This is a genomic window from Klebsiella sp. PK18 (assembly GCF_057784655.1).
In genome coordinates this window covers 5,271,636-5,293,906 of record NZ_CM173493.1, presented here as the reverse complement: position 1 = coordinate 5,293,906, position 22,271 = coordinate 5,271,636, and the positions used below count along the sequence as shown (strand labels likewise).

At 57.4% G+C, this 22,271-nt stretch carries 22 protein-coding genes; 14 read left to right on the top strand and 8 right to left on the bottom strand.

What is annotated here, in order from left to right:
• Positions 1-37 precede the first annotated feature (37 nt).
• Together AC3EMD_RS25920 and AC3EMD_RS25915 are read right to left on the bottom strand one after the other, a co-directional pair.
• The gene (locus AC3EMD_RS25920; protein ID WP_012543195.1) at positions 38-493 is read right to left on the bottom strand and encodes an acyltransferase; all 456 of its coding nucleotides are present in this window, start codon (positions 491-493) and stop codon (positions 38-40) included.
• A gap of 8 nt (positions 494-501) precedes the next feature.
• The gene (locus AC3EMD_RS25915) at positions 502-1,011 is read right to left on the bottom strand and encodes a GNAT family N-acetyltransferase (RefSeq protein WP_135714556.1); all 510 of its coding nucleotides are present in this window, start codon (positions 1,009-1,011) and stop codon (positions 502-504) included.
• 144 nt (positions 1,012-1,155) lie between these two features.
• Between AC3EMD_RS25915 and psiE the strand changes: the two genes are divergently transcribed.
• The gene (gene psiE / locus AC3EMD_RS25910) at positions 1,156-1,566 is read left to right on the top strand and encodes a phosphate-starvation-inducible protein PsiE (RefSeq protein ID WP_004206282.1); all 411 of its coding nucleotides are present in this window, start codon (positions 1,156-1,158) and stop codon (positions 1,564-1,566) included.
• Between the two features lie 193 nt (positions 1,567-1,759).
• On the opposite strand, the gene malG is transcribed toward psiE, so the two are convergent.
• The 3 genes from malG to malE all read right to left on the bottom strand — a co-directional run bounded on the left by malG (position 1,760) and on the right by malE (position 5,659).
• Positions 1,760-2,650: a maltose ABC transporter permease MalG gene (gene malG, locus AC3EMD_RS25905; RefSeq protein WP_002884725.1), complete on the bottom strand. Its 891-nt coding sequence runs from the start codon at positions 2,648-2,650 to the stop codon at positions 1,760-1,762.
• Between the two features lie 156 nt (positions 2,651-2,806).
• Positions 2,807-4,351, bottom strand: a complete 1,545-nt coding sequence (gene malF, locus AC3EMD_RS25900; protein ID WP_008807314.1) for a maltose ABC transporter permease MalF — start codon at positions 4,349-4,351, stop codon at positions 2,807-2,809.
• A gap of 117 nt (positions 4,352-4,468) precedes the next feature.
• Entirely contained in the window at positions 4,469-5,659 is a 1,191-nt protein-coding gene (malE, locus tag AC3EMD_RS25895) for a maltose/maltodextrin ABC transporter substrate-binding protein MalE (protein ID WP_008807313.1), read from the bottom strand.
• Between the two features lie 370 nt (positions 5,660-6,029).
• Here malE and malK point away from each other — a divergent pair, with 370 nt between their 5' ends.
• The 5 genes from malK (at position 6,030) to ubiA (ending at position 11,125) form a co-directional block, all read left to right on the top strand.
• Positions 6,030-7,139: a maltose/maltodextrin ABC transporter ATP-binding protein MalK gene (gene malK / locus AC3EMD_RS25890; RefSeq protein ID WP_008807312.1), complete on the top strand. Its 1,110-nt coding sequence runs from the start codon at positions 6,030-6,032 to the stop codon at positions 7,137-7,139.
• Positions 7,140-7,224: 85 nt separating this feature from the next.
• A complete protein-coding gene (locus tag AC3EMD_RS25885) occupies positions 7,225-8,514 on the top strand; it encodes a maltoporin (RefSeq protein ID WP_008807311.1) in 1,290 nt (429 codons plus the stop codon).
• A 114-nt stretch (positions 8,515-8,628) separates the two neighbouring features.
• The gene (gene malM, locus AC3EMD_RS25880; RefSeq protein WP_110202579.1) at positions 8,629-9,561 is read left to right on the top strand and encodes a maltose operon protein MalM; all 933 of its coding nucleotides are present in this window, start codon (positions 8,629-8,631) and stop codon (positions 9,559-9,561) included.
• Between the two features lie 187 nt (positions 9,562-9,748).
• Complete coding sequence (gene ubiC / locus AC3EMD_RS25875) at positions 9,749-10,246, top strand: chorismate lyase (protein WP_008807309.1); 498 nt, start codon at positions 9,749-9,751, stop codon at positions 10,244-10,246.
• 12 nt (positions 10,247-10,258) lie between these two features.
• Positions 10,259-11,125, top strand: coding sequence for a 4-hydroxybenzoate octaprenyltransferase (gene ubiA, locus AC3EMD_RS25870; RefSeq protein WP_008807308.1), 867 nt, complete (start codon positions 10,259-10,261; stop codon positions 11,123-11,125).
• 57 nt (positions 11,126-11,182) lie between these two features.
• Here ubiA and plsB read toward each other — a convergent pair whose 3' ends face one another.
• The gene (plsB, locus tag AC3EMD_RS25865; RefSeq protein ID WP_008807307.1) at positions 11,183-13,606 is read right to left on the bottom strand and encodes a glycerol-3-phosphate 1-O-acyltransferase PlsB; all 2,424 of its coding nucleotides are present in this window, start codon (positions 13,604-13,606) and stop codon (positions 11,183-11,185) included.
• Between the two features lie 128 nt (positions 13,607-13,734).
• Between plsB and AC3EMD_RS25860 the strand changes: the two genes are divergently transcribed.
• The 4 genes from AC3EMD_RS25860 to AC3EMD_RS25845 all read left to right on the top strand — a co-directional run bounded on the left by AC3EMD_RS25860 (position 13,735) and on the right by AC3EMD_RS25845 (position 16,665).
• A complete protein-coding gene (locus AC3EMD_RS25860) occupies positions 13,735-14,103 on the top strand; it encodes a diacylglycerol kinase (protein WP_008807306.1) in 369 nt (122 codons plus the stop codon).
• Between the two features lie 122 nt (positions 14,104-14,225).
• Entirely contained in the window at positions 14,226-14,834 is a 609-nt protein-coding gene (lexA, locus tag AC3EMD_RS25855) for a transcriptional repressor LexA (protein ID WP_302073841.1), read from the top strand.
• 69 nt (positions 14,835-14,903) lie between these two features.
• Complete coding sequence (gene dinF / locus AC3EMD_RS25850) at positions 14,904-16,220, top strand: MATE family efflux transporter DinF (protein ID WP_110191638.1); 1,317 nt, start codon at positions 14,904-14,906, stop codon at positions 16,218-16,220.
• Between the two features lie 235 nt (positions 16,221-16,455).
• Entirely contained in the window at positions 16,456-16,665 is a 210-nt protein-coding gene (locus AC3EMD_RS25845; protein ID WP_004206293.1) for a CsbD family protein, read from the top strand.
• 95 nt (positions 16,666-16,760) lie between these two features.
• Here the strand turns inward: AC3EMD_RS25845 and zur are convergent, their stop codons facing one another.
• Positions 16,761-17,276 carry a zinc uptake transcriptional repressor Zur gene (zur, locus tag AC3EMD_RS25840; protein WP_012543190.1) on the bottom strand — a complete coding sequence of 172 codons (516 nt, stop codon included), beginning with the start codon at positions 17,274-17,276 and terminating at the stop codon, positions 16,761-16,763.
• 249 nt (positions 17,277-17,525) lie between these two features.
• Between zur and AC3EMD_RS25835 the strand changes: the two genes are divergently transcribed.
• The 3 genes from AC3EMD_RS25835 to pspG all read left to right on the top strand — a co-directional run bounded on the left by AC3EMD_RS25835 (position 17,526) and on the right by pspG (position 19,495).
• Positions 17,526-18,014 carry a cupin domain-containing protein gene (locus tag AC3EMD_RS25835; RefSeq protein WP_002884935.1) on the top strand — a complete coding sequence of 163 codons (489 nt, stop codon included), beginning with the start codon at positions 17,526-17,528 and terminating at the stop codon, positions 18,012-18,014.
• A gap of 100 nt (positions 18,015-18,114) precedes the next feature.
• Entirely contained in the window at positions 18,115-19,113 is a 999-nt protein-coding gene (gene dusA / locus AC3EMD_RS25830; RefSeq protein WP_012543189.1) for a tRNA dihydrouridine(20/20a) synthase DusA, read from the top strand.
• Positions 19,114-19,252: 139 nt separating this feature from the next.
• Positions 19,253-19,495 (top strand): envelope stress response protein PspG, encoded by a 243-nt coding sequence (gene pspG, locus AC3EMD_RS25825; protein ID WP_012543188.1) that lies wholly within the window; start codon positions 19,253-19,255, stop codon positions 19,493-19,495.
• A 181-nt stretch (positions 19,496-19,676) separates the two neighbouring features.
• On the opposite strand, the gene AC3EMD_RS25820 is transcribed toward pspG, so the two are convergent.
• Positions 19,677-20,660, bottom strand: coding sequence for a quinone oxidoreductase (locus tag AC3EMD_RS25820; RefSeq protein WP_008807300.1), 984 nt, complete (start codon positions 20,658-20,660; stop codon positions 19,677-19,679).
• Positions 20,661-20,829: 169 nt separating this feature from the next.
• Here AC3EMD_RS25820 and dnaB point away from each other — a divergent pair, with 169 nt between their 5' ends.
• The gene (dnaB, locus tag AC3EMD_RS25815; RefSeq protein WP_008807299.1) at positions 20,830-22,245 is read left to right on the top strand and encodes a replicative DNA helicase; all 1,416 of its coding nucleotides are present in this window, start codon (positions 20,830-20,832) and stop codon (positions 22,243-22,245) included.
• Positions 22,246-22,271 lie beyond the last annotated feature (26 nt).

The window sequence follows — 22,271 nt, the reverse complement described above, 5'->3', positions numbered from 1 at the left end:
CTAAGACGCAATGCCGACCCTTAGGTCGGCATTTTTTTTACAGCCGCCGCAGCAGGCGGGCTGGATTTCCCGCCCACACCCCTTTCTCGGTAATGGACTTCGTCACCACGCTGCCCGCGCCAATCACCACGCCGTCGCAGATGCTGACGGCCAGAATCGTGGCGCCGCTGCCGATCGACACGTCATCGCCAATCTCAATTCGCCCCCAACTGGCGCGGTCGGCGTTTGGTTTACCCTCGCGAAACAGGTCGTTGGCAAACATCACGCCGTGACCGATAAAGCAGCGCTGGCCGATGGTGACGTACTCGCAGATAAAGGTATGGGACTGAATTTTACTGTTCGCGCCGATGCGGGTGTTGCCCTGGATCTCAACGAACGGCCCAACGAAGACGTTATCGCCAAGGACACAGTCGTACAGGTTGGCGGGCTGGTAGATCACCACGTTCTCACCGCTGGTGACGTTGCGGATCGCCGTTTCCCGAAGGGTATGCATAGTGCCTCTCAGATCGGTTTGGCCAGAATATGTAAGGTGCTTTGCTGGCTGGCGGAATGAAATGCGACATCTTTCACGTGCTGCATCCCCTGACGTTCGTAAAAGCGGCGCGCAGCGGGGTTATCGGCGAGCACTTCCAGCCACAGCCAGCGTTCACCGGCCGCTTTTGCTCTCGCCTCGACGGCGCGAAATATCTGCTCGCCGTAGCGTCGGCCCGTTGTGTCAGGCAGCAGATAGAGCTTATGCAACAGCGTACCGGACGGACCTTCAGGACTTATCGCCTGACGACAGGCGTATTTCGCAAAGCCGACAGGGTGGGGGGCTTCAGCAATCAACCAACAGCACTGGGAATCGGTCAGGCTGCGTTGCAGCGAGGCCAGGGAATACTCTTGTTGCAGGTAGCACGCCAGCTCGTCGGTGTTATGCCAGAGGTGAGCAAAGTGATGGCGATAGCTGGCATTGCCCATTTCATTGAGTAAAGCCGCATCCTCTGCGCGTGCGGTACGAATCTTCAGCATGGTTGTTTCCTTTTTAACCCGTCCGTCTGGGCTGTGATTGTTACATCTTCGCCGGTGGTGGCAAAAAGTTAGCGAATAATGTCGATCTGGATCACATTTTTGCGTTATACAGGTCTCAAAGAAGCATAATGATGAGGGGTATTTATGTCGTCGGTTTATCGTCCGCTGGTGAATTTTATCGCCACCGCGATGCAAACGGTTTTGAATCTTGGGCTGCTGTGCCTGGGGATTATTTTGATCGTCTTCCTCGGGAAAGAGACGCTGCATCTGGCCGATGTCCTCTTTACCCCGGAGCCGACCAGTAAGTACCGGCTGGTGGAAGGTCTGGTGGTCTACTTCCTCTACTTCGAGTTTATCGCGCTGATCGTCAAGTATTTTCAGTCGGGGTTTCACTTCCCGCTGCGCTATTTCGTCTATATCGGCATCACCGCGATTGTGCGCCTGATTATCATCGACCATGAGTCGCCGATGGCGGTGCTGATTTACTCTGCTGCGATCCTGATCCTGGTGATTACGCTCTGGCTGTGTAACTCCAATCGCCTGAAACGCGAATAAAAAAAAGCGGCCTCCAGGGCCGCTGACCAACAGTCACAAATAAAATTTATGTAGGGTCCAGTTGAGGATAGCAGTGGCATTGGCCTTACTTTTTCAGCTGAGGGCGACGGCGACAATACCCGGTTGGGGTCGTGTATTGCGGCTAGACCGTCGGCCCTCATCTGAAATTTGGGGCCGGTGTTACAAAAAAAACTTAACCTTTCACCCCACCCGCCGTCAGGCCGTTAACCAGCCAGCGCTGCGCCAGCAGGAAGACGACCGTGATCGGGATGGCGGAGAGCACCGCCGCAGCGGCGAAGTCGCCCCACAGATAGTTCTGCGGGTTGAGATACTGTTGCATACCTACCGCCAGGGTATAGCTGTTCACATCGCGCAGCAGCAGTGAGGCGACGGGCACTTCGGTGATGGCTGCGATGAACGACAGAATAAACACCACCGCCAGAATCGGCACCGACAGCGGCAGCAGCACGAGGCGGAAAGCCTGCCATGGAGTCGCGCCATCCAGCGCCGCCGCTTCTTCCAGCGAACCATCGATGGTTTCGAAGTAGCCTTTAATCGTCCAGACGTGCAGCGCGATACCGCCCATATAAGCGAAGATCACGCCGCCGTGGGTGTTGAGGCCGACGAACGGGATGTACTGACCCAGGCGGTCAAACAACGCATACAGAGCCACCAGCGACAGCACCGCCGGGAACATCTGGAAAATCAGCATCCCTTTCAGCAGCGTCGCTTTCCCCGGGAAGCGCATACGGGCAAAAGCGTAGGCGCAGGTGGTGGAGAGGGCGACGATACCGATCGCGGTAATGCCGGCGACCTTAATCGAGTTCCACAGCCACAGCAGCACCGGGAACGGCGGCGGCGTGACGCGGCCATCGGCGTGTTCGACGCTGAAGCCTAACGCCAGACGCCAGTGTTCCCAGGAGATGGTATCCGGGATCAGGCTGCCGGTGGCGAAGTTACCCTCGCGCAGCGAGATGGCGATAACCATCAGCAGCGGAAACATAATCGCCGCGATAAAAATCAGTAGCAGGAGATGCGTGGTAAATAAACGTAGCTTCTGCGATTTGGGTTGGACCATAGCCATTGTAATTTTACTCCCCTTGACTTCTCTCCAGGCTATTTTGCTTGCCATTTTGAACTCGGGCAGTGCTCAGAATCCTCACGTACTACGTGTACGCTCCGGTTCTTCCGCGCTGGCCGAGTCCAAACTGCCCGCGCCAATAACGCCTGGTTATTCCAATTAATCAAACTTCATGCGCGTGGCTTTCAGATTCACAATCGCTAACGCGCCAACCAGCAGGAAGATAAGCGTTGCGATAGCCGCCGCCAGGCCGAAGTCCTGACCGCCGCCGCCTTCAAAGGCGATGCGATAGGTGTAGCTCACCAGCAGGTCGGTATAACCGGCCGGGGTGGTGGTGCCGAGACGGTCCGGACCACCGTTGGTCAACAGCTGAATCAGCACGAAGTTGTTAAAGTTAAAGGCGAAGCTGGCGATCATCAGCGGTGTCAGCGGTTTGATCAGCAGCGGCAGCGTAATTTTAAAGAAGTTCTGGAACGGACCGGCGCCATCCATCGCCGACGCTTCGTACAGATCGTCCGGAATCGCCTTCAGCAACCCCATGCACAGGATCATCATGTACGGATAGCCCAGCCAGGTATTGACGATGATGATCATGGTACGCGCGGTGGTCGGGTCGCTAAACCAGGCCGGCTTAATGCCGAACAGCGCGCTGAGCATCATATTGATTTCACCAAAGCTCTGGTTGAACAGCCCTTTGAAAATCAGAATCGAAATAAACGACGGTACGGCATACGGCAGAATCAACAGGACGCGGTAAATTGCTTTGCCTTTCAGTGCTTCCCACTGCACCAGACAAGCCAGCACCATTCCAACGGCCACGGTCAAAATCACCGTCAGCACCGAGAACACCACGGTCCAGACGAAAATAGCGAAGAACGGTTTCTGGATACCTTCGTCCTGGAAGACGCGAGTGAAGTTATCCCAGCCGATCGTCACGGTGTAGCCCGGGCTCAGCTTTTCAGTGCCCCAGCTGCCGTCGGCGTTAATCGCCTGGTAGAAGCCTACGTCATTGTTCGGGCGGTATTTAACGTGGGTCTGATTGTTGGTCAGCACCCCATCTTCGCTAAGCGTATACAGCGGTTGAGTGCCAGAGAACTGACGCAGCGAGCTCATGATCACTTTGCTGTCATCCGGCAGCACCGCGGTCAGTTGGTTCAGCGCGGTGCGGTTCTGGGTAATGACGCGCAGGCTGACGCGCTCGCCTTCCGGCAGGGCATCGGTTTCTTTTAACGCCAGCTTCTGCTCACCGCCGAATTTAAAAGCGTCGGAAAGGTAGTTTTTACCGCTCTCGCCGTCGGTCAGGGCCAGTTTCCACTCGTCCCCCGCCGGGATCAGCGTGAAGTTATAGGCTTTGCCAGCCTGGAAAGAGCGATCCATCAGCACCTGCTGCGCACGTTCAAAGGTCAGCTGGTTGGTGCTGCTGTAGTTAGTGAAGGCGATGGCAATGGTACAGATCAGCGGAAACAGGACGAACAGACCCATGCCGGCGAGGCCGGGATAGACATAGCGCCAGGCATAAGCCTTGCGATTAGCGAAAATATACAGGCCAACTGAGCTTAAAATCAGCGTCATGATGGCGAACAGGTACTCCCCCTGGGCGTACATCAAAACAACAAGGTAACCCACCAGCAGGCACAGTAAGCCAATCACAGACCATGTGAGTTGCGGACTTTGCCACCAGTGTTTCTTTTTAACGGCATCCATGGGGATCATCCTCTACAGCGGTGAAAACTTATTTGTCAGGCGGCGCTTCGCTTACCTGACCTACGGTCCGAGCCGTAGTGGTAGGGCGGGTAAGCGCAAGCGCCACCCGCCGTTTTCTTACTTGGTGATACGGCTCTGTGCATCCTTCAGTGCAGCATCGACCGTCTGGCGACCGCTGGCGGCGTTGATTACCGCGGTACGAACGGCATACCAGAAGGCAGACATCTGCGGGATGTTAGGCATGATTTCGCCATTCTGGGCGTTCGCCATGGTGGCGGCGATGCGCGGATCTTTTTCCAGTTTCTCCTGGAAGGATTTCAGCGCGACAGCACCCAGCGGTTTGTCGTTGTTAACCGCTTCCAGACCCTGATCGGTCATCAGGTAGTTTTCGAGGAACTCTTTCGCCAGCTCTTTGTTCGGGCTGGCGGCGTTGATACCGGCGCTCAGCACGCCAACGAACGGTTTCGATGGTTTGCCTTTAAAGGTCGGCAGCAGGGCGACGCCGTAATTAACCTTGCTCTTATCAATGTTAGACCACGCCCACGGACCGTTGATGGTCATGGCGGTTTCGCCTTTGTTGAAGGCGGCTTCCGCGATGGAGTAATCCGTGTCGGCATTCATGTGCTTGTTCTTGATCAGGTCAACCAGGAAGGTGAGACCCGCTTTCGCGCCTGCGCTGTCTACGCCGACGTTTTTCACGTCATATTTGCCGTTTTCAAACTTGAAGGCGTACCCGCCGTCGGCAGCGATCAGCGGCCAGGTGAAGTACGGTTCTTGCAGGTTGAACATCAGCGCGCTCTTACCTTTCGCTTTCAGCGCTTTATCCAGCGCCGGGATCTCTTCCCAGGTTTTCGGCGGGTTCGGCACCAGGTCCTTGTTATAAATCAGGGACAGGGCTTCAACCGCCACCGGATAGGCGATCAGTTTGCCGTTAAAGCGCACGGCATCCCAGGTGAAGGGATAGAGTTTGTCCTGGAACGCTTTGTCCGGGGTGATTTCAGCCAGCAGGCCGGACTGTGCGTAGCCGCCGAAACGGTCATGCGCCCAGAAGATGATGTCCGGGCCGTCGCCGGTCGCCGCAACCTGCGGGAACTTCTCTTCCAGCTTGTCCGGATGCTCTACGGAAACTTTAATGCCGGTGTCTTTTTCAAACTTTTTACCCACTTCAGCGAGGCCGTTATAGCCTTTGTCGCCGTTAATCCAGATAACCAGCTTACCTTCTTCAATTTTTGCGAGGGCAGAGGCGGAAAACATCATCGTGGTCAGTGCTGACAGCGCGAGGATGCGAGCGCCAGTTTTGATTTTCATATACCCGTCCTATTTGGTGATGTACTCGTGGATACACTTCGGTGGCTTAACGATGATGAGTTTCCTTTTTTAACAACCCCTTTCCATCCTCCCCAGGTCTACGCCCCACCCGCTGGTTGTGTGATCTCCATTGCAAAAACGGCCGTATTGCGTCCTGGAGCACAGAAAAAAGTGCCCAATTTTGTCGTCCCCATCACGAAATCACGCTGCGTCCGCCATCCCCCGCGGCGAGAGGCAATCTCTCATCCTCCCATCTCCTCCCCCATAAAAAAGCCGGGGGGTGGAGGATTTGCCAGCCTAAGGAATGCCGCATAGTCGACCCATCTTGAATGTGTCTTTAAGTGACAGGTTGTAACGAAGGGAGAAGGGCATGGCGAGCGTACAGCTGCGAAATGTAACGAAAGCCTGGGGCGACGTGGTGGTATCTAAAGATATCAATCTCGAGATCCAGGATGGGGAGTTCGTCGTGTTTGTTGGACCGTCGGGCTGCGGCAAATCCACCCTGCTGCGTATGATTGCCGGACTGGAAACCGTCACCAGCGGCGATCTGTTTATTGGCGATACCCGGATGAACGACGTGCCGCCAGCCGAACGTGGCATCGGCATGGTATTCCAGTCATATGCGCTTTATCCCCATCTTTCCGTTGCCGAAAATATGTCTTTCGGCCTCAAGCTGGCCGGCGCGAAAAAAGAGGTTATTAACCAGCGTGTGACTCAGGTGGCTGAGGTCTTACAGCTGGCGCATCTCCTGGAGCGTAAACCGAAAGCGCTTTCCGGTGGTCAGCGCCAGCGTGTGGCGATCGGTCGTACGCTGGTGGCAGAGCCAAGCGTCTTCCTGCTGGATGAACCGCTCTCTAACCTGGATGCCGCCCTGCGCGTCCAGATGCGTATCGAGATCTCCCGTCTGCATAAGCGACTGGCCCGCACCATGATTTATGTCACCCACGATCAGGTGGAAGCGATGACCCTCGCCGACAAGATCGTGGTTCTGGACGCCGGCCGTGTGGCGCAGGTCGGGAAACCGCTGGAGCTCTATCACTATCCGGCTGACCGCTTCGTTGCTGGCTTTATCGGTTCGCCGAAGATGAACTTCCTGCCGGTCAAAGTCACGGCGACGGCTATCGATCAGGTGCAGGTAGAACTGCCGAACCGTCAGCAAGTCTGGCTGCCGGTGGACAGCGCCAACGTTCAGGTGGGCGCCAACATGTCCTTAGGTATCCGCCCGGAGCATTTACTGCCCAGCGATATCGCCGATGTGACCCTCGAAGGCGAGGTTCAGGTCGTCGAACAGCTCGGTCATGAAACGCAAATTCATATCCAGATCCCCGCCATCCGTCAGAACCTGGTTTACCGCCAGAACGACGTGGTGTTGGTAGAAGAGGGAGCCACATTCGCCATCGGTTTGCCGCCAGAACGTTGCCACTTATTCCGTGAGGATGGCACCGCTTGTCGTCGGCTGCATAAAGAGCCGGGCGTGTAAGGCTTCCCATTAAAAAAAGGCGCGAACCCGGCAGGCGGCACACCGGCGAAGCGTTCAAAGAAAAGCAATGATCTCAGGAGATAGAATGATGATTACTCTGCGCAAACTTCCTCTGGCGGTCGCCGTCGCAGCAGGCGTAATGTCTGCTCAGGCGCTGGCTGTCGATTTCCATGGCTACGCGCGTTCCGGCATTGGCTGGACCGGCAGCGGCGGCGAGCAACAGTGCTTCAAAGCGACCGGTGCTCAAAGTAAATACCGTCTTGGTAACGAATGTGAAACCTATGCGGAACTGAAGCTGGGCCAGGAACTGTGGAAAGAAGGGGATAAGAGTTTTTATTTCGATACTAACGTTGCCTATTCCGTGAATCAGGAAGATGACTGGGAAAGCACCTCTCCGGCGTTCCGTGAAGCCAACATCCAGGGTAAAAACCTGATCGACTGGCTGCCGGGCTCCACGCTGTGGGCGGGTAAACGCTTCTATCAGCGTCATGACGTTCACATGATCGACTTCTACTACTGGGATATCTCTGGCCCGGGTGCAGGTCTGGAAAACGTTGACCTTGGCTTCGGTAAGCTCTCTCTGGCCGCTACCCGTAACTCAGAAAGCGGCGGTTCTTATACCTTCTCCAGCGATGACACCAAAAAATATGCAGCGAAAACGGCCAACGACGTCTTTGACATCCGTCTGGCGGGCCTGGAAACCAACCCGGGCGGCGTGCTGGAGTTAGGCGTCGATTACGGCCGTGCGAACCCGCAGGATGACTACCGCCTGGAAGACGGCGCGTCGAAAGACGGCTGGATGTGGACCGGTGAACATACTCAGTCCATCTGGGGCGGCTTCAACAAATTTGTCGTTCAGTACGCGACCGACGCAATGACCTCCTGGAACAGCGGCCACTCTCAGGGAACCAGCATCGATAACAACGGCAGCATGATCCGCGTTCTGGATCACGGCGCGATGGACTTCAACGATGACTGGGGCCTGATGTACGTGGCAATGTACCAGGACGTGGACCTGGACAGCAAAAACGGTTCGACCTGGTACACCGTGGGTGTCCGTCCGATGTACAAATGGACGCCGATCATGAGCACCCAGCTGGAAATCGGTTACGACAACGTGAAATCCCAGCGTACCAGCGAAAACAACAACCAGTACAAAATTACTCTGGCTCAACAGTGGCAGGCAGGCAACAGCGTCTGGTCTCGTCCGGCTATCCGTATTTTCGCAACCTACGCGAAGTGGGATGAAAACTGGGGTTACAGCAACGCCTCCGGTCTGCAGACCAAAGACAGCAGCGGAAGCGGCATGTACACCTCCAGCCGCGGTGACGACAGCGAAGTTACCTTCGGTGCCCAGATGGAAGTGTGGTGGTAATACCGTCCGCAGGACGGGTGTAACCTGGGAGGGGCGTCAGCCCCTCCTGACAATTCAGGGTTAGCGCGCTATTGCCTGGCTACCGCTAAACCGATGCTATCCAAGGTGAGAAGAATGAAAATGAAGAAAACTCTCGTCGCTCTGTGTTTATCCGCAGGGATGTTGGCATGCGTGCCGGGGATGAGCCTTGCCGATGTTAACTTTGTACCGCAGAACACCAGCGCCGCGCCGTCTATTCCAGCCAGCGCGCTGCAGCAGCTGATCTGGACGCCTGCCGATCAATCAAAGACGCAGAGCGTTGATTTAACCACCGGCGGTCAACGCCTGGATGTCCCGGGGATCGTCGGACCGGTCGCCGCCTGGAGCGTACCGGCCAATATCGGTGAGCTGACCCTGACGCTCGACAGCGAACTGAACAAACATAAGCAGATTTTTGCGCCGAACGTGCTGATTCTGGATCAGAACATGACGCCAGCGGCGTTCTTCCCCAGCAACTACTTTACCTATCAGCAGCCGGGCGTCATGACCGCTGACCGCCTGGGCGGCGTGATGCGCCTGACCCCGGCGCTGGGCCAGCAAAAACTCTATGTGCTGGTGTTTACCACTGAAAAAGACCTCCAGCAGACCACGACCCTGCTGGATCCGGCGAAAGCCTATGCCAAAGGCGCCGGCAATGCGGCCCCGGATATCCCGGATCCGATCGCTAAACATACCACCGATGGCGTGCTGAAGCTGAAAGTGAAAACCAATAGCACCTCCAGCGTGCTGGTGGGCCCGCTGTTCGGCTCCGCCGGCCCGGGTCCGGTCACCGTAGGCAATACCGCCGCGCCGGTGGCCGCGCCAGCCGCCGCCGCTGCTGCTGCTGCACCGGCAGCCAAAAGCGAACCGATGCTCAGCGATACCGAAACCTACTTCAACAACGGTATTAAGCAGGCGGTGAAACAAGGTGACATCGACAAAGCCCTGAAATTGATGAACGAAGCTGAGCGCCTCGGCTCGAAATCCGCTCGTTCCACCTTTATCAGCAGTGTAAAAGGCAAGGGGTAATCGTCTCCCCACAATGCTGATGTTTAGGCACAGCCTTTAGGTGCATCCTTCGGGATGCACCTTTTTTTGCACGCGCGGCAGCCTGTTGCATGGCTGTTGCGTGAATGATCGTATATTGACGTTTGCCCGCCACCAACCGCCTATTCTGCGATACAATGCTTTCACGTTATGTACCGGAGAATCAGGCATGTCCCATCCTGCGCTTACGCGACTGCGTGCGCTGCGCTATTTTGCCGTTATGCCATCCCTGGCGCCGCCCCTGAGTGACTGGCTGCTGCTGGAGGACTCAATGACCCAGCGCTTTGAGCAACAAGGAAAGCAGGTCACCGTGACCCTGATTAACGAAGGGTATATTGAGCGTGAGGCGCTGACTGACGAAGCGGCGCTGCTACCTGACGAGCCGCGCTACTGGCTGCGGGAGATTATACTCAATGCCGATGGCGAACCCTGGCTGGCCGGGCGCACGGTGGTGCCGGAGTCGACACTGTGTGGTCCGGAGCTGGCGCTACAGCAGCTCGGGCAGATCCCGCTGGGCCGATACCTGTTCACGTCGTCGACATTAACCCGCGATTTTATTGAAATTGGTCGCGATGCAGCGCTGTGGGGGCGTCGTTCCCGCCTGCGGCTGAGCGGCAAACCCCTGCTGCTGACCGAGCTGTTTTTGCCTGCGTCGCCGTTGTACTAAGAGGAAGAAAAAATGGAGTGGAGTCTGTCGCAGAATAAGCTGTTGGCGTTTCATCGCCTGATGCGCACTGACAAACCGATCGGCGCTTTGCTGCTGCTGTGGCCGACGCTGTGGGCGCTGTGGGTGGCCTCGCCGGGCGTCCCGCCGCTGTGGATCCTGGCGGTATTCGTCGCCGGCGTCTGGCTGATGCGCGCCGCCGGCTGCGTGGTGAATGACTATGCCGATCGAAAATTTGATGGTCACGTAAAGCGTACCGCCCGTCGTCCGCTACCGAGCGGCGACGTTACCGAGAAAGAGGCGCGAACGCTGTTTATCGTTCTGGTGTTGCTCTCCTTCCTGCTGGTGCTCACCCTCAACACCATGACCATTCTGCTGTCGGTCGCGGCGCTGGCCCTGGCATGGGTCTACCCGTTTATGAAGCGCTACACTCATCTGCCGCAGGTGGTGCTGGGGGCCGCCTTTGGCTGGTCGATCCCGATGGCCTTCTCGGCCGTTAGCGAATCGCTGCCGCTGAGCTGCTGGCTGATGTTCCTCGCCAACATTCTGTGGGCGGTGGCCTACGATACCCAGTATGCGATGGTGGATCGCGATGACGACGTGAAGATCGGCATCAAGTCCACGGCGATCCTGTTCGGCGAAAACGATCGTCTGATTATCGGTATCCTGCAGGTGGCCGTGCTGGCGCTGATGGGCGCGGTGGGCTGGCTGAATGGGCTGGGCTGGGAATACTACTGGTCGTTGTTTGTCGCGGCAGGTCTGTTTGGCTGGCAGCAGAAGCTTATCTTCAATCGCGAGCGCGATAACTGCTTCAAAGCGTTTATGAACAATAACTACGTCGGGCTGGTGCTATTCCTGGGCCTGGCGATGAGCTACCTGTAATCCCCTGTCAGCTTCCCCCCGGTGTATCGGGGGGAAGCGAGGGCAGAAAACACCGCGTTACGCGTCATCCTGCGTGACGCTTTCAATCGTCAGCCGCACATCCGACGTAATCAAGTCCGCCAGCATCCGATAAACCTTCAGGGTCTCTTCCGGCTCGGCATCGCCGGTGTCGCTAATGTAGCCTTCATCGCGCAGGGTCAGCACCAGGGTGCTGAACACCGCTTTGTCGAAGAACTCCGGCGCGTTAATGCCATGCAGCACCGACAGGCGCTGGGCCACGGTACGACTCTCTTTTTCCAGCGAACTGCGGTTGATTGACGGGTTGGCGCTCAGCAGCCAGAAGGTGATGGCATAGCGCTGCAGCGTCTCGCGCGCGCCCGCGGCCAGCAGTTGCAGGGAGCGAGAGTGCGACGGATTGAGGCTCATCACCTCGCCATCGACGACGATCAGCTCCTGACGCAGCATCTCGGCAATCAATGCATCCACCACCCCGGCCAGCTCTGCTTTCTCCCAGCGCAGGAACAGCTCGGCCTTGAGGAACGGATACAGCGTTTCGACATGGCGCAGCACTTCGGTGCGGCTGAGCTGACGATGCTGAGTCACCAGGGCGGCTAACAGCGACGGTATCACCAGCATATGGGCGATGTTGTTGCGATAGTAGGTCATCAGCACCGCCTGCTCGCGCGGCAGGATGATGATATCGCCGATGGTGTCCTTCTCCACTTCGAACTTGTTCATCTGCAGCGCGTGGTCGATAAGCTCGCTGGCCGAAGCGGAAGGTGTCGTCGCATCTGGCGAATAGGGCACATTGCGCAGCAGCGCGAGGTAGCACTCCAGCTGTTGGGTGAGCTGCTCCCGGGTCAGTGAACGCTGACGCGAGGCCAGCAGCGCCGTGCAGCACAGGTTCATGGCGTTGGCCGCGCCGGCGTTGTTGATGCGCACCATCAGGTCAGCGGCGATGTTGTTCACCGTTGGCGTCAGCCAGGAAGGGCGGATGGCTTCGATCGGGTCGATGGCTTCCCGCCACTCCGGCACATGGTGGTTAAGGTAGGTCATCAGCGGCAGTGGTTCGCCGAAGTTGACATAGCCCTGGCCAAGGTTGCGCAGCTTGCTCAAGCCACGCACCATCTGCGGCAGGCTCTCTTTCTCTTTGGTGGCGCCGCGCAGCTCTTTAGCGTAGGTGCCTACTTCCATCACGTGTTCATAGCCGATGTAGATAGGCACCAGAGTGATCGGCCGGGTGCCGCCGCGCAGCATCGCCTGGATGGTCATCGACAGCGTACCGGTCTTCGGATCGAGCAGACGGCCGGTACGGGAGCGGCCGCCTTCGACGAAATACTCGACGGAATAGCCGCGGCTGAACAGCTCGCCAAGATATTCACGGAACACCGTGGAGTAGAGCTTGTTGCCCTTAAAGGTGCGGCGGATGAAGAACGCGCCCAGGCGGCGGAAGATCGGCCCGGCAGGCCAGAAGTTGAGGTTGATGCCCGCCGCGATATGCGGTGGCACCAGGCCCTGATGATACAGGACGTAGGAGAGCAGCAGATAGTCCATGTGGCTGCGGTGGCAGGGGACATAGACAATCTCATGGCCGTCGTGAGCCAGCTGGCGCACGCGCTCGGCGTTATGCACGTTGATCCCCTGGTACAGGCGGTTCCAGGTGAAGCCGAGAATGCGGTCGGTCAGGCGGATCATCTCATACGAGAAGTTCGCGGCAATCTCTTCCATCAGCGCGATAGCGTTCTGCTGAGCCTTCTCATGCGAAATTTTCTTGCTGCGCGCTTCGTCTTCCACCGCGCGGGCAATCGCTTTCGAGGCCAGCAGTTTATTAAACAGATCCTGGCGAGCCGGCAGACGCGGGCCGACGGCGGCCAGGCGCTGGCGGGCAAAGTGCATCCGGGCGACGCGAGCCAGCTTCTGGGCGATGATCTTATCGGTACCGTGCTCATCCGCCATGCGGCGCAGCGACACGGAAGGCGAGAAACGCACGAAACTGTCGCGGCCGAGCCAGGAGACGGCGAAAAATTTCTGGATACCGTTCAGCATCCGCAGCGGCGGATTGACTTCCCCTTTCTCACGACCCGGCGAGCGGCCGAACATCACCGAGACCGGCACCATTTGCACATCGAGGTCCGGATGGTTGCGGTGCAGATCGAGGTAGTCGTGGAACAGCTTGATGGACTCTTCTTTTGGCGTGTAATAGGTAAATACGCGCGGCCCACCGTGGATGAATACGTAACGCGGCAGCAGCGCGCCGTCGATCTCCAGCGGTTCAAGCGGATCGGGTAAATCATGCGCCAGGCATTGGGCGCGCAGCGTCAGCAGGTCCGCCTTGGAATTATAGGGCAGGACGTACATGACCGGACGCGAGGTATCGAGTCCTAATTCCTGGGCAGGCTCTGCCGGAATAGACTTGCTTTTTACCAGCACCCGTAATGGTAAATTCAGTAATTTATAGTAAATTCGTTGCCAGCCGGACATAAACGATGTGAAGCCTCTGGTTAATCATGCAAATGCGCGGCAAGAATAACAGAAAGTGGGCAAAATTTCCGTTACCACGCGGCAAACGCGTACACTCATCGACGTCATTTACGTAAAAAGGTTTTGTGATGGCCAATAATACCACCGGGTTAACCCGAATCATTAAGGCGGCAGGTTACTCCTGGAAAGGATTTCGCGCAGCGTGGATCAACGAGGCCGCGTTTCGTCAGGAAGGTATCGCCGCCATCGTGGCCGTCGCGATAGCCTGCTGGCTGGACGTCGACGCCATCACCCGCGTATTGCTGATTGGGTCGGTCCTGCTAGTGATGATAGTCGAAATTCTCAACAGCGCGATTGAGGCGGTCGTGGATCGTATAGGCTCGGAATATCATGAGCTTTCAGGGCGCGCCAAAGACATGGGATCGGCGGCGGTCCTGCTGGCGATTATCATCGCACTGATCACCTGGGGAACGCTGCTGTGGAGCCATTATCATTAACGTTCTTCGCTAAGCCTCGCAAAATATAAACAATCTGCCGATTTTTGTGTGCCATGTGGTTCCAAAATCACCGGTAGCTGTATATACTCACAGCATAACTGTATATACACCCAGGGGGCGGAATGAAAGCGTTAACGACCAGGCAGCAAGAGGTGTTTGATCTCATTCGGGATCATATCAGCCAGACGGGCATGCCGCCGACGCGTGCGGAAATTGCTCAGCGCTTGGGGTTCCGTTCCCCAAACGCGGCGGAAGAACACCTGAAAGCGCTGGCGCGTAAAGGCGCGATCGAGATCGTCTCCGGTGCTTCTCGCGGTATCCGCCTGCTGACGGAAGAAGAACATGGCCTGCCGCTGATCGGCCGCGTCGCCGCCGGCGAGCCGCTGCTGGCGCAGCAGCACATTGAGGGGCACTATCAGGTCGACCCGTCGATGTTTAAACCCAACGCGGATTTCCTGCTGCGCGTCAGCGGCATGTCGATGAAAGACATCGGTATCCTTGATGGCGATCTACTGGCGGTCCACAAAACCCAGGACGTGCGTAACGGCCAGGTGGTGGTAGCGCGCATTGACGACGAAGTGACGGTGAAGCGCCTGAAAAAGCAGGGTAACGTCGTCGAACTGTTGCCGGAAAACAGCGAATTTACCCCTATCGTTGTCGATCTGCGTCAGCAGAGTTTTACCATTGAGGGTCTGGCCGTTGGCGTGATCCGTAATGGAGAATGGATGTAACGCCTGCCCCTGCGCAGCGTCATCTGATGCATGACGCTGCGACGTTTGTCCTCAATCAGGTCTCCGAACATGCTGCTCAACGCTGCCGATAAAGCGCTGTGGCGCCTTGCGATCCCGATGATTTTCTCCAATATCACCGTCCCGCTGCTGGGGCTGGTGGATACCGCGGTGATCGGCCACCTTGACAGCCCGGTATACCTCGGCGGCGTCGCGGTTGGGGCGACGGCTACCAGTTTCCTCTTCATGCTGCTGCTGTTTTTGCGCATGAGCACCACCGGGCTCACCGCTCAGGCCTGGGGTGCCAAAGATCCGCTGCGACTGGCGCGGGCGCTGGTGCAGCCGCTGACTCTGGCGCTGGGCGCCGGGGTTCTCATCATCCTGTTTCGCCTGCCGCTGATTAACCTCGCTCTGCATATTGTCGGCGGCAGTGAGGCGGTGCTTGAGCAGGCGAGACGGTTTCTCGAAATCCGCTGGCTCAGCGCCCCCGCCTCGCTGGCCAATCTGGTGCTGCTCGGCTGGCTGCTGGGAGTCCAGTACGCCCGGGCGCCGGTGATTCTGCTGGTGGTCGGTAATCTGCTCAATATTGTGCTCGACCTGTGGCTGGTGATGGGCCTGCGGATGAACGTCCAGGGGGCGGCGCTGGCCACGGTCACCGCGGAGTACGCCACTCTCATTATTGGCCTGATGATGGCGAAGCGGGTGCTGACGCTGCGCGGCGTGTCGCTGGCAATGCTGAAAAACGCCTGGCGCGGGGATCTGCGCCGTCTGCTGGCGTTGAATCGGGACATCATGCTGCGTTCCCTGCTGCTACAGCTGTGCTTTGGCGCGCTGACCGTGTACGGCGCGCGTCTGGGCAGCGACATTGTGGCGGTCAATGCGGTACTGATGACCATGCTGACCTTTACCGCCTATGCGCTGGATGGCTTTGCCTATGCCGTGGAGGCCCACTCCGGCCAGGCCTACGGCGCGCGCGACGGCAGCCAGCTGCTGGAAGTCTGGCGGGCGGCCTGCCGGCAGTCTGGCATGGTGGCGCTGGCGTTTGCCCTGATTTATAGCCTGGCGGGGGAGTACATCATCGCGTTGTTAACCTCGCTGCCTTCTCTGCAGCAGCTGGCCGATCGCTATCTGATCTGGCAGGCCATCCTGCCGGTGGTGGGCGTCTGGTGCTATCTGCTGGACGGCATGTTTATCGGCGCCACACGCGGCGCGGAGATGCGGAACAGCATGGCGGTCGCCGCGGCGGGGTTTGCTGTAACGCTGCTTTCGGTCCCGCTGCTCGGTAACCACGGTCTGTGGCTGGCGCTGGCGGTGTTCCTCGCCCTGCGCGGCCTGTCTCTGGCGCTGATCTGGCGTCGCCACTGGCGACACGGCACCTGGTTTAGCTAGTCATTGCCGTTCATCACGGCCATCTATGAATTCCCGCGGTTGCGCGCCGCTTACCGGGGCAACTCAGTAGCCCGGCTCAGCGTAGCGCAAGCCGGGAAAATCGCCTCAGCCTTACCCATCGGTATGATGGTTAAAAATTCCGAATAACGAATCGGTACCAGCATTCTCATCTATAGTTAATACCATGTCCGGTACAAAACGGGCTGTAAACCCACCGAATGATGAGGACGTTATCATGAATAAAGACGAAATCGGCGGTAACTGGAAACAGTTGAAAGGTAAAGCCAAGGAACAGTGGGGCAAACTTACCGATGATGATATGACCGTGATCGAAGGTAAGCGCGATCAGCTGGTCGGTAAAATTCAGGAACGGTACGGCTATGCGAAGGATCAGGCTGAGAAAGAAGTCTCAGACTGGGAGCATAAAAACGACTACCGCTGGTAGCGTTCCGTGGCTCAAAGAATAAAGCATTTGTGTTAGTGCCTGTCTGAATGGCGTAAGGATGCGCCGTTAACCCTGTTTCCCGCTGCGGCTGACGCTCAGCGGGCTTTCTTTTTCAGCTGAATGGAATGGTCGTGCTGGCAGTGTCCCGGCGTGCTGCAGGCTTCGACTTCCACGCAGTCTGCACAAAGGCCGTGAGCTTCAATCACGTTGTGGCGCAGGGCAAAGCCCATTCTGGCCGCTAACGTATGCATGATATCTTCCACCCCTTCCGCCGCCTCTTCCTTCACCACGCCACAGCGGTCACAGATAAACATGGCTGAGCTATGGGTCGGCTGGTCAAAGAGATGGCACAGCACATAGCTGTTGGTCGATTCAACCTTATGAACAAAACCCTGCTCGAGTAAAAACTCCAGCGCGCGGTAAACCGTCGGCGGTTTAGCCTGCGGCTCTTTGTCACGCAGGAGATCCAGCAGATCGTAGGCGCTGATCGCCCCTTGTTGCAGGCTCATCAGGCGCAACACCTCCAGACGCTGTGGGGTCAGGCGTACGCCGCGCTGCGCGCATAGCTTTTCAGCATGCGCTAACATCTCTTGCGAAGGGGTCTTATCCATGAGCATCCTCGGGTTGTGTGAATTTGAATCTGTTACTTTATCACGTTCCTCAGAAAACACCGAGAGCCGGCAGGTGATACGGGTCATACTTCAGATTGTCGGTACCTGCGCCAGTTCCGGGTGCTGGCCGCTGACTTTCGTGCAGACTACGCCTTAGTCGATCGCTAAAACCGTCCTGCCCGATTTAATCGCAACACGCATGACCCTGGGTATGCTATATCTGAAGTGTCTCATTTTCGGGAGAAAACGATGAAACGACCTGATTGCATTCGCCACTGGCGCGAACTGGAAGGGCCCGACGATGCCACTTATCCCGACAGCCCGGAGCGTTTTTCGATTGGCGCGCCGCTGGGGCGCGGTTTACGTCTCAACCGGCTGGGGATCCACCACGAGCGACTGCCGCCCGGGCGGCGCACCTCGTACCCGCACGCGGAGAGCGATGAGGAAGAGTTCATCTACGTGCTGGAGGGCTATCCGGAAGTGTGGATAAACGGCTATCTCTGGAAGCTGGAGCCAGGGGACAGCGTGGGTTTTCCCGCGGGTACCGGTATCTGCCACACTTTTCTCAATAACACCGAGCAGGAGGTTCGTCTGCTGGTGGTGGGCGAGGCCAACAAGAAATACAACCGCATCTATTATCCGCTCAATCCAGGCTATGCCGCGACGCGCCAGGATCGCTGGGTTGACCATCCGCCGCAATTCTTCGGTCCACACGACGGCAAGCCGCGGAAAAAGTAATCGACCCGGGGAAGGGGCGAAGCGCGGCGCACTATGCGCCTGTGGTTTATCTTTGTGCTATAGTAGCGCCCCTTTTTACCCGGATGCTTATTTATTCGCCATGATGCCTGAATCAACGTCACCTGTTTTCCCTGCTCACCGCTTCTCCATCGCGCCGATGCTCGACTGGACTGACCGACACTGCCGCTACTTCCTGCGGCTGCTGTCGCGGCATACGCTGCTGTATACCGAAATGGTGACCACGGGGGCGATTATTCACGGCAAAGGTGACTATCTGGCCTATAGCGAAGAAGAGCACCCGGTTGCTCTGCAGCTCGGCGGCAGCGATCCGCAGGCCCTGGCGCAGTGCGCGAAGCTGGCTGAAGCGCGTGGCTACGATGAGATCAATCTCAACGTCGGCTGCCCCTCCGACCGCGTGCAGAACGGGATGTTTGGCGCCTGTCTGATGGGCAATGCGCCACTGGTGGCCGACTGCATCAAGGCGATGCGCGATGTGGTGTCGATTCCGGTCACGGTGAAAACCCGTATCGGGATTGACGATCAGGATAGCTATGAGTTTCTATGCGAATTCATTGAGACGGTCTCCGGCAAGGGCGAGTGTGAGATGTTTATTATTCACGCCCGCAAAGCCTGGCTCTCCGGCCTGAGCCCAAAAGAGAACCGCGAGATCCCGCCGCTGGATTACCCCCGCGTCTGGCAGCTGAAGCGCGACTTTCCCCACCTGACGATGGCGATTAACGGCGGGATCAAATCGCTGGACGAAGCCAGACTGCAGCTTGAGCATATGGATGGGGTGATGGTCGGGCGTGAGGCCTATCAGAACCCGGGTATTCTGGCCTCGGTCGACCGCGAAATTTTCGGCATCGCCGGCGCGGATGCCGATCCGGTGGCGGTGGTGCGAGCCATGTACCCGTATATTGAGCGCGAGCTCAGCAATGGCACCTATCTGGGCCATATTACCCGCCATATGCTGGGGCTGTTTCAGGGCATCCCCGGCGCTCGCCAGTGGCGTCGCTACCTGAGCGAGAACGCGCATAAAGCCGGCGCCGATATTGCGGTGCTGGAGCATGCGCTGAAGCTGGTGGCCGATAAACGTTAATTTCTGACGAAAACCTGGTGAAATTGACCACGCCTCGCGCACTGACGCGGGGCGTTTTCTTTTAAAGTCAAATGCTTATGTTTGGCATGCTTTTTGTAATACCTGCAGAGTGAAGTATTCATTCGTTGGGGAGAGAACCATGCTGGAACTGCTATTTGTCATTGGATTTTTTGTCATGCTGTTGGTGACCGGCGTATCGCTGCTGGGGATTATCGCGGCTATCGTGGTCGCTACCGCGCTGATGTTCGTCGGCGGGTTGTTTGCCTTGATGATCAAATTACTGCCGTGGCTGCTGCTGGCCGTGGTGGTGGTGTGGATTATTCGGGCGCTGAAATCCCCGAACGGAAACGCTTTTCGCGACAATAACCGTTGGCGTTACTAAGGTATTGAGGGGTCTGTCACAACCTGAACAATTTTGCAGACAACCGCGTAGGCATTACTGAGCAAATCTGTCACTATTAGCGCGTTAACGAATTCATCGCGCTGTACCCTACATACAGCCGAACTAAAAAAAAGTAAGGGCTTCCCAGGTGGAAGCCCTAAACTTTTGTCCCTTTGTCCGCTTACGGCAGCAGCAAACTCGACCCCTGAGTTACCCGGCTTTCCAGAACTTCATGCGCCCGACGGGCCTCGGTCAGCGGATAGGTCTGACTCTCGGGTACGTCCACTTTGATTACCCCACTGGCGATCAGTGAAAACAGTTCACTGCAGGCTTCCGCCAGCTCTTCCCGGTTGGTGATATAGCCCTGCAGCGATGGGCGGGTGACATACAGAGAACCTTTCTGATTCAGGATCCCCAGATTGACGCCGGTCACCGGGCCGGAGGAGTTGCCAAAGCTGACCATCAGGCCGCGTCGCTGCAGGCAGTCCAGAGAGGCTTCCCAGGTATCTTTTCCCACCGAGTCGTAGACCACGGCCACTTTCTTACCGTCGGTAAGTGCCTTGAGCCGCTCCACGATTTGCTCTTCGCGATAGTTAATCACCTGCCAGGCGCCAGCCTCTTTGGCACGCTGGGCTTTCTGCGCGCTGCCGACGGTGCCGATAAGTTTCGCGCCCAGCGCTTTCGCCCACTGACAGGCAATCAGCCCCACGCCGCCGGCGGCCGCGTGAAACAGGAACACTTCATTAGGCTTAATTTCATAGGTTTTGCGCAGCAGATACCAGACCGTCAATCCTTTCAGGAACGATGCCGCGGCCTGTTCGAAAGAGATGGCGTCCGGCAGGACCGCGGCTTTGTCGGCCAGCACATTGTGTACCGTGCTGTAGGCGCCGAGCGCCGACTGCGCGTACACCACCCGATCGCCTACCTTAATGTGCGTTACCCCATGGCCAACTTTACTGACGACGCCGGCTGCCTCGGTGCCCAGACCGCTCGGCAGCGATGGTGGCGGATAGAGGCCGCTACGAACATAGGTGTCGATATAGTTGATACCGATGGCTTTGTTTTCGACCTGAATTTCATGTTCCGCAGGATCGCGGGGCGTGAACTCAACCGCCTGAAGCACCTCCGGCCCGCCGTGTTTTGAAAATTCGATGCGTGTTGCCATGTTCGCTCCTGTGTTGTTCTGAGATTATCCAGTAAGCTTAACAGCCTGCGGCGGCAGCGACGGATTTTCTTATCCGCCTCAGGCCTGCCACGCTTAATGGGTTCTTTAGCGGCAATGGCTTTCTCGCTATACTGTCACGCTCTTTTCCGTATCGGTGAAATGTTAGGCTATGGCAGGAAATAAACCCTTCAACAAACCACAGACAGAAACCCGCGAACGCGATCCGCAGCTCGCCGGGCTGAAAGTCCCGCCGCACTCGATTGAAGCGGAGCAGTCGGTGTTGGGCGGTTTAATGCTGGATAACGAGCGCTGGGACGACGTCGCCGAACGCGTGGTGTCGGAAGATTTCTATACTCGTCCGCATCGTCATATCTTTACCGAGATGGCGCGTCTGCAGGAGTCAGGTAGCCCGATTGACCTGATCACCCTTGCGGAGTCGCTGGAGCGTCAGGGGCAGCTGGACAGCGTCGGCGGCTTCGCCTACCTGGCCGAACTGTCCAAAAACACGCCCAGCGCGGCGAACATCAGCGCCTATGCTGACATCGTGCGCGAACGCGCGGTGGTGCGCGAGATGATTTCGGTGGCCAACGAGATCGCCGAAGCCGGCTTCGACCCGCAGGGGCGAACCAGCGAAGATCTGCTCGATCTCGCCGAATCCCGGGTTTTCAAAATCGCCGAAAGCCGGGCCAATAAAGACGAAGGGCCGAAAAACATCGCCGATGTGCTTGATGCCACCGTCGCCCGTATCGAACAGCTGTTCCAGCAGCCGCATGACGGTGTCACCGGGGTGAATACCGGCTACGACGACCTCAACAAAAAGACCGCTGGCCTGCAGCCGTCGGATCTGATTATCGTCGCCGCCCGTCCGTCGATGGGTAAAACGACCTTCGCGATGAACCTCGTGGAAAACGCGGCAATGCTGCAGGATAAGCCGGTACTCATCTTCAGTCTTGAGATGCCCTCGGAACAGATCATGATGCGTTCTCTGGCCTCGCTGTCGCGCGTCGATCAGACCCGCATTCGTACCGGTCAACTGGACGATGAAGACTGGGCGCGGATCTCCGGCACCATGGGCATCCTGCTGGAAAAACGCAATATCTATATCGATGACTCCTCCGGCTTGACGCCGACGGAAGTGCGCTCCCGCGCGCGGCGTATCGCCCGTGAGCACGGCGGCATCGGACTTATCATGATCGACTACCTGCAGCTGATGCGCGTGCCGTCGCTCTCCGACAACCGTACCCTTGAGATCGCCGAAATCTCCCGCTCGCTGAAGGCGCTGGCGAAAGAGCTGCAGGTGCCGGTGGTGGCGCTGTCGCAGCTGAACCGCTCGCTGGAACAGCGCGCCGATAAACGCCCGGTCAACTCCGACCTGCGTGAGTCCGGATCCATTGAACAGGATGCCGACTTGATCATGTTCATTTACCGTGATGAGGTTTATCACGAGAACAGCGATCTTAAAGGCATCGCGGAAATTATCATTGGTAAACAACGTAACGGCCCGATCGGCACCGTGCGACTGACCTTTAACGGCCAGTGGTCGCGTTTCGATAATTATGCCGGCCCTCAGTATGACGATGAGTAAACCTCTGTCTGTCTTTTTTTAAGGAA

Excerpts from the sequence above, each read along its gene's own strand:
- dinF (WP_110191638.1), top strand. The coding sequence starts at position 14,904 with ATGCTGCTCAACGCTGCCGATAAAGCGCTGTGGCGCCTTGCGATCCCG.
- ubiA (WP_008807308.1), top strand. The coding sequence starts at position 10,259 with ATGGAGTGGAGTCTGTCGCAGAATAAGCTGTTGGCGTTTCATCGCCTG.
- malF (WP_008807314.1), bottom strand. The coding sequence starts at position 4,351 with ATGGATGCCGTTAAAAAGAAACACTGGTGGCAAAGTCCGCAACTCACA.
- malK (WP_008807312.1), top strand. The coding sequence starts at position 6,030 with ATGGCGAGCGTACAGCTGCGAAATGTAACGAAAGCCTGGGGCGACGTG.
- AC3EMD_RS25845 (WP_004206293.1), top strand. The coding sequence starts at position 16,456 with ATGAATAAAGACGAAATCGGCGGTAACTGGAAACAGTTGAAAGGTAAA.
- malG (WP_002884725.1), bottom strand. The coding sequence starts at position 2,650 with ATGGCTATGGTCCAACCCAAATCGCAGAAGCTACGTTTATTTACCACG.
- AC3EMD_RS25835 (WP_002884935.1), top strand. The coding sequence starts at position 17,526 with ATGAAACGACCTGATTGCATTCGCCACTGGCGCGAACTGGAAGGGCCC.
- AC3EMD_RS25885 (WP_008807311.1), top strand. The coding sequence starts at position 7,225 with ATGATGATTACTCTGCGCAAACTTCCTCTGGCGGTCGCCGTCGCAGCA.
- dusA (WP_012543189.1), top strand. The coding sequence starts at position 18,115 with ATGATGCCTGAATCAACGTCACCTGTTTTCCCTGCTCACCGCTTCTCC.
- AC3EMD_RS25860 (WP_008807306.1), top strand. The coding sequence starts at position 13,735 with ATGGCCAATAATACCACCGGGTTAACCCGAATCATTAAGGCGGCAGGT.
- pspG (WP_012543188.1), top strand. The coding sequence starts at position 19,253 with ATGCTGGAACTGCTATTTGTCATTGGATTTTTTGTCATGCTGTTGGTG.
- plsB (WP_008807307.1), bottom strand. The coding sequence starts at position 13,606 with ATGTCCGGCTGGCAACGAATTTACTATAAATTACTGAATTTACCATTA.
- lexA (WP_302073841.1), top strand. The coding sequence starts at position 14,226 with ATGAAAGCGTTAACGACCAGGCAGCAAGAGGTGTTTGATCTCATTCGG.
- ubiC (WP_008807309.1), top strand. The coding sequence starts at position 9,749 with ATGTCCCATCCTGCGCTTACGCGACTGCGTGCGCTGCGCTATTTTGCC.
- malM (WP_110202579.1), top strand. The coding sequence starts at position 8,629 with ATGAAAATGAAGAAAACTCTCGTCGCTCTGTGTTTATCCGCAGGGATG.
- psiE (WP_004206282.1), top strand. The coding sequence starts at position 1,156 with ATGTCGTCGGTTTATCGTCCGCTGGTGAATTTTATCGCCACCGCGATG.
- AC3EMD_RS25820 (WP_008807300.1), bottom strand. The coding sequence starts at position 20,660 with ATGGCAACACGCATCGAATTTTCAAAACACGGCGGGCCGGAGGTGCTT.
- AC3EMD_RS25920 (WP_012543195.1), bottom strand. The coding sequence starts at position 493 with ATGCATACCCTTCGGGAAACGGCGATCCGCAACGTCACCAGCGGTGAG.
- AC3EMD_RS25915 (WP_135714556.1), bottom strand. The coding sequence starts at position 1,011 with ATGCTGAAGATTCGTACCGCACGCGCAGAGGATGCGGCTTTACTCAAT.
- malE (WP_008807313.1), bottom strand. The coding sequence starts at position 5,659 with ATGAAAATCAAAACTGGCGCTCGCATCCTCGCGCTGTCAGCACTGACC.
- zur (WP_012543190.1), bottom strand. The coding sequence starts at position 17,276 with ATGGATAAGACCCCTTCGCAAGAGATGTTAGCGCATGCTGAAAAGCTA.
- dnaB (WP_008807299.1), top strand. The coding sequence starts at position 20,830 with ATGGCAGGAAATAAACCCTTCAACAAACCACAGACAGAAACCCGCGAA.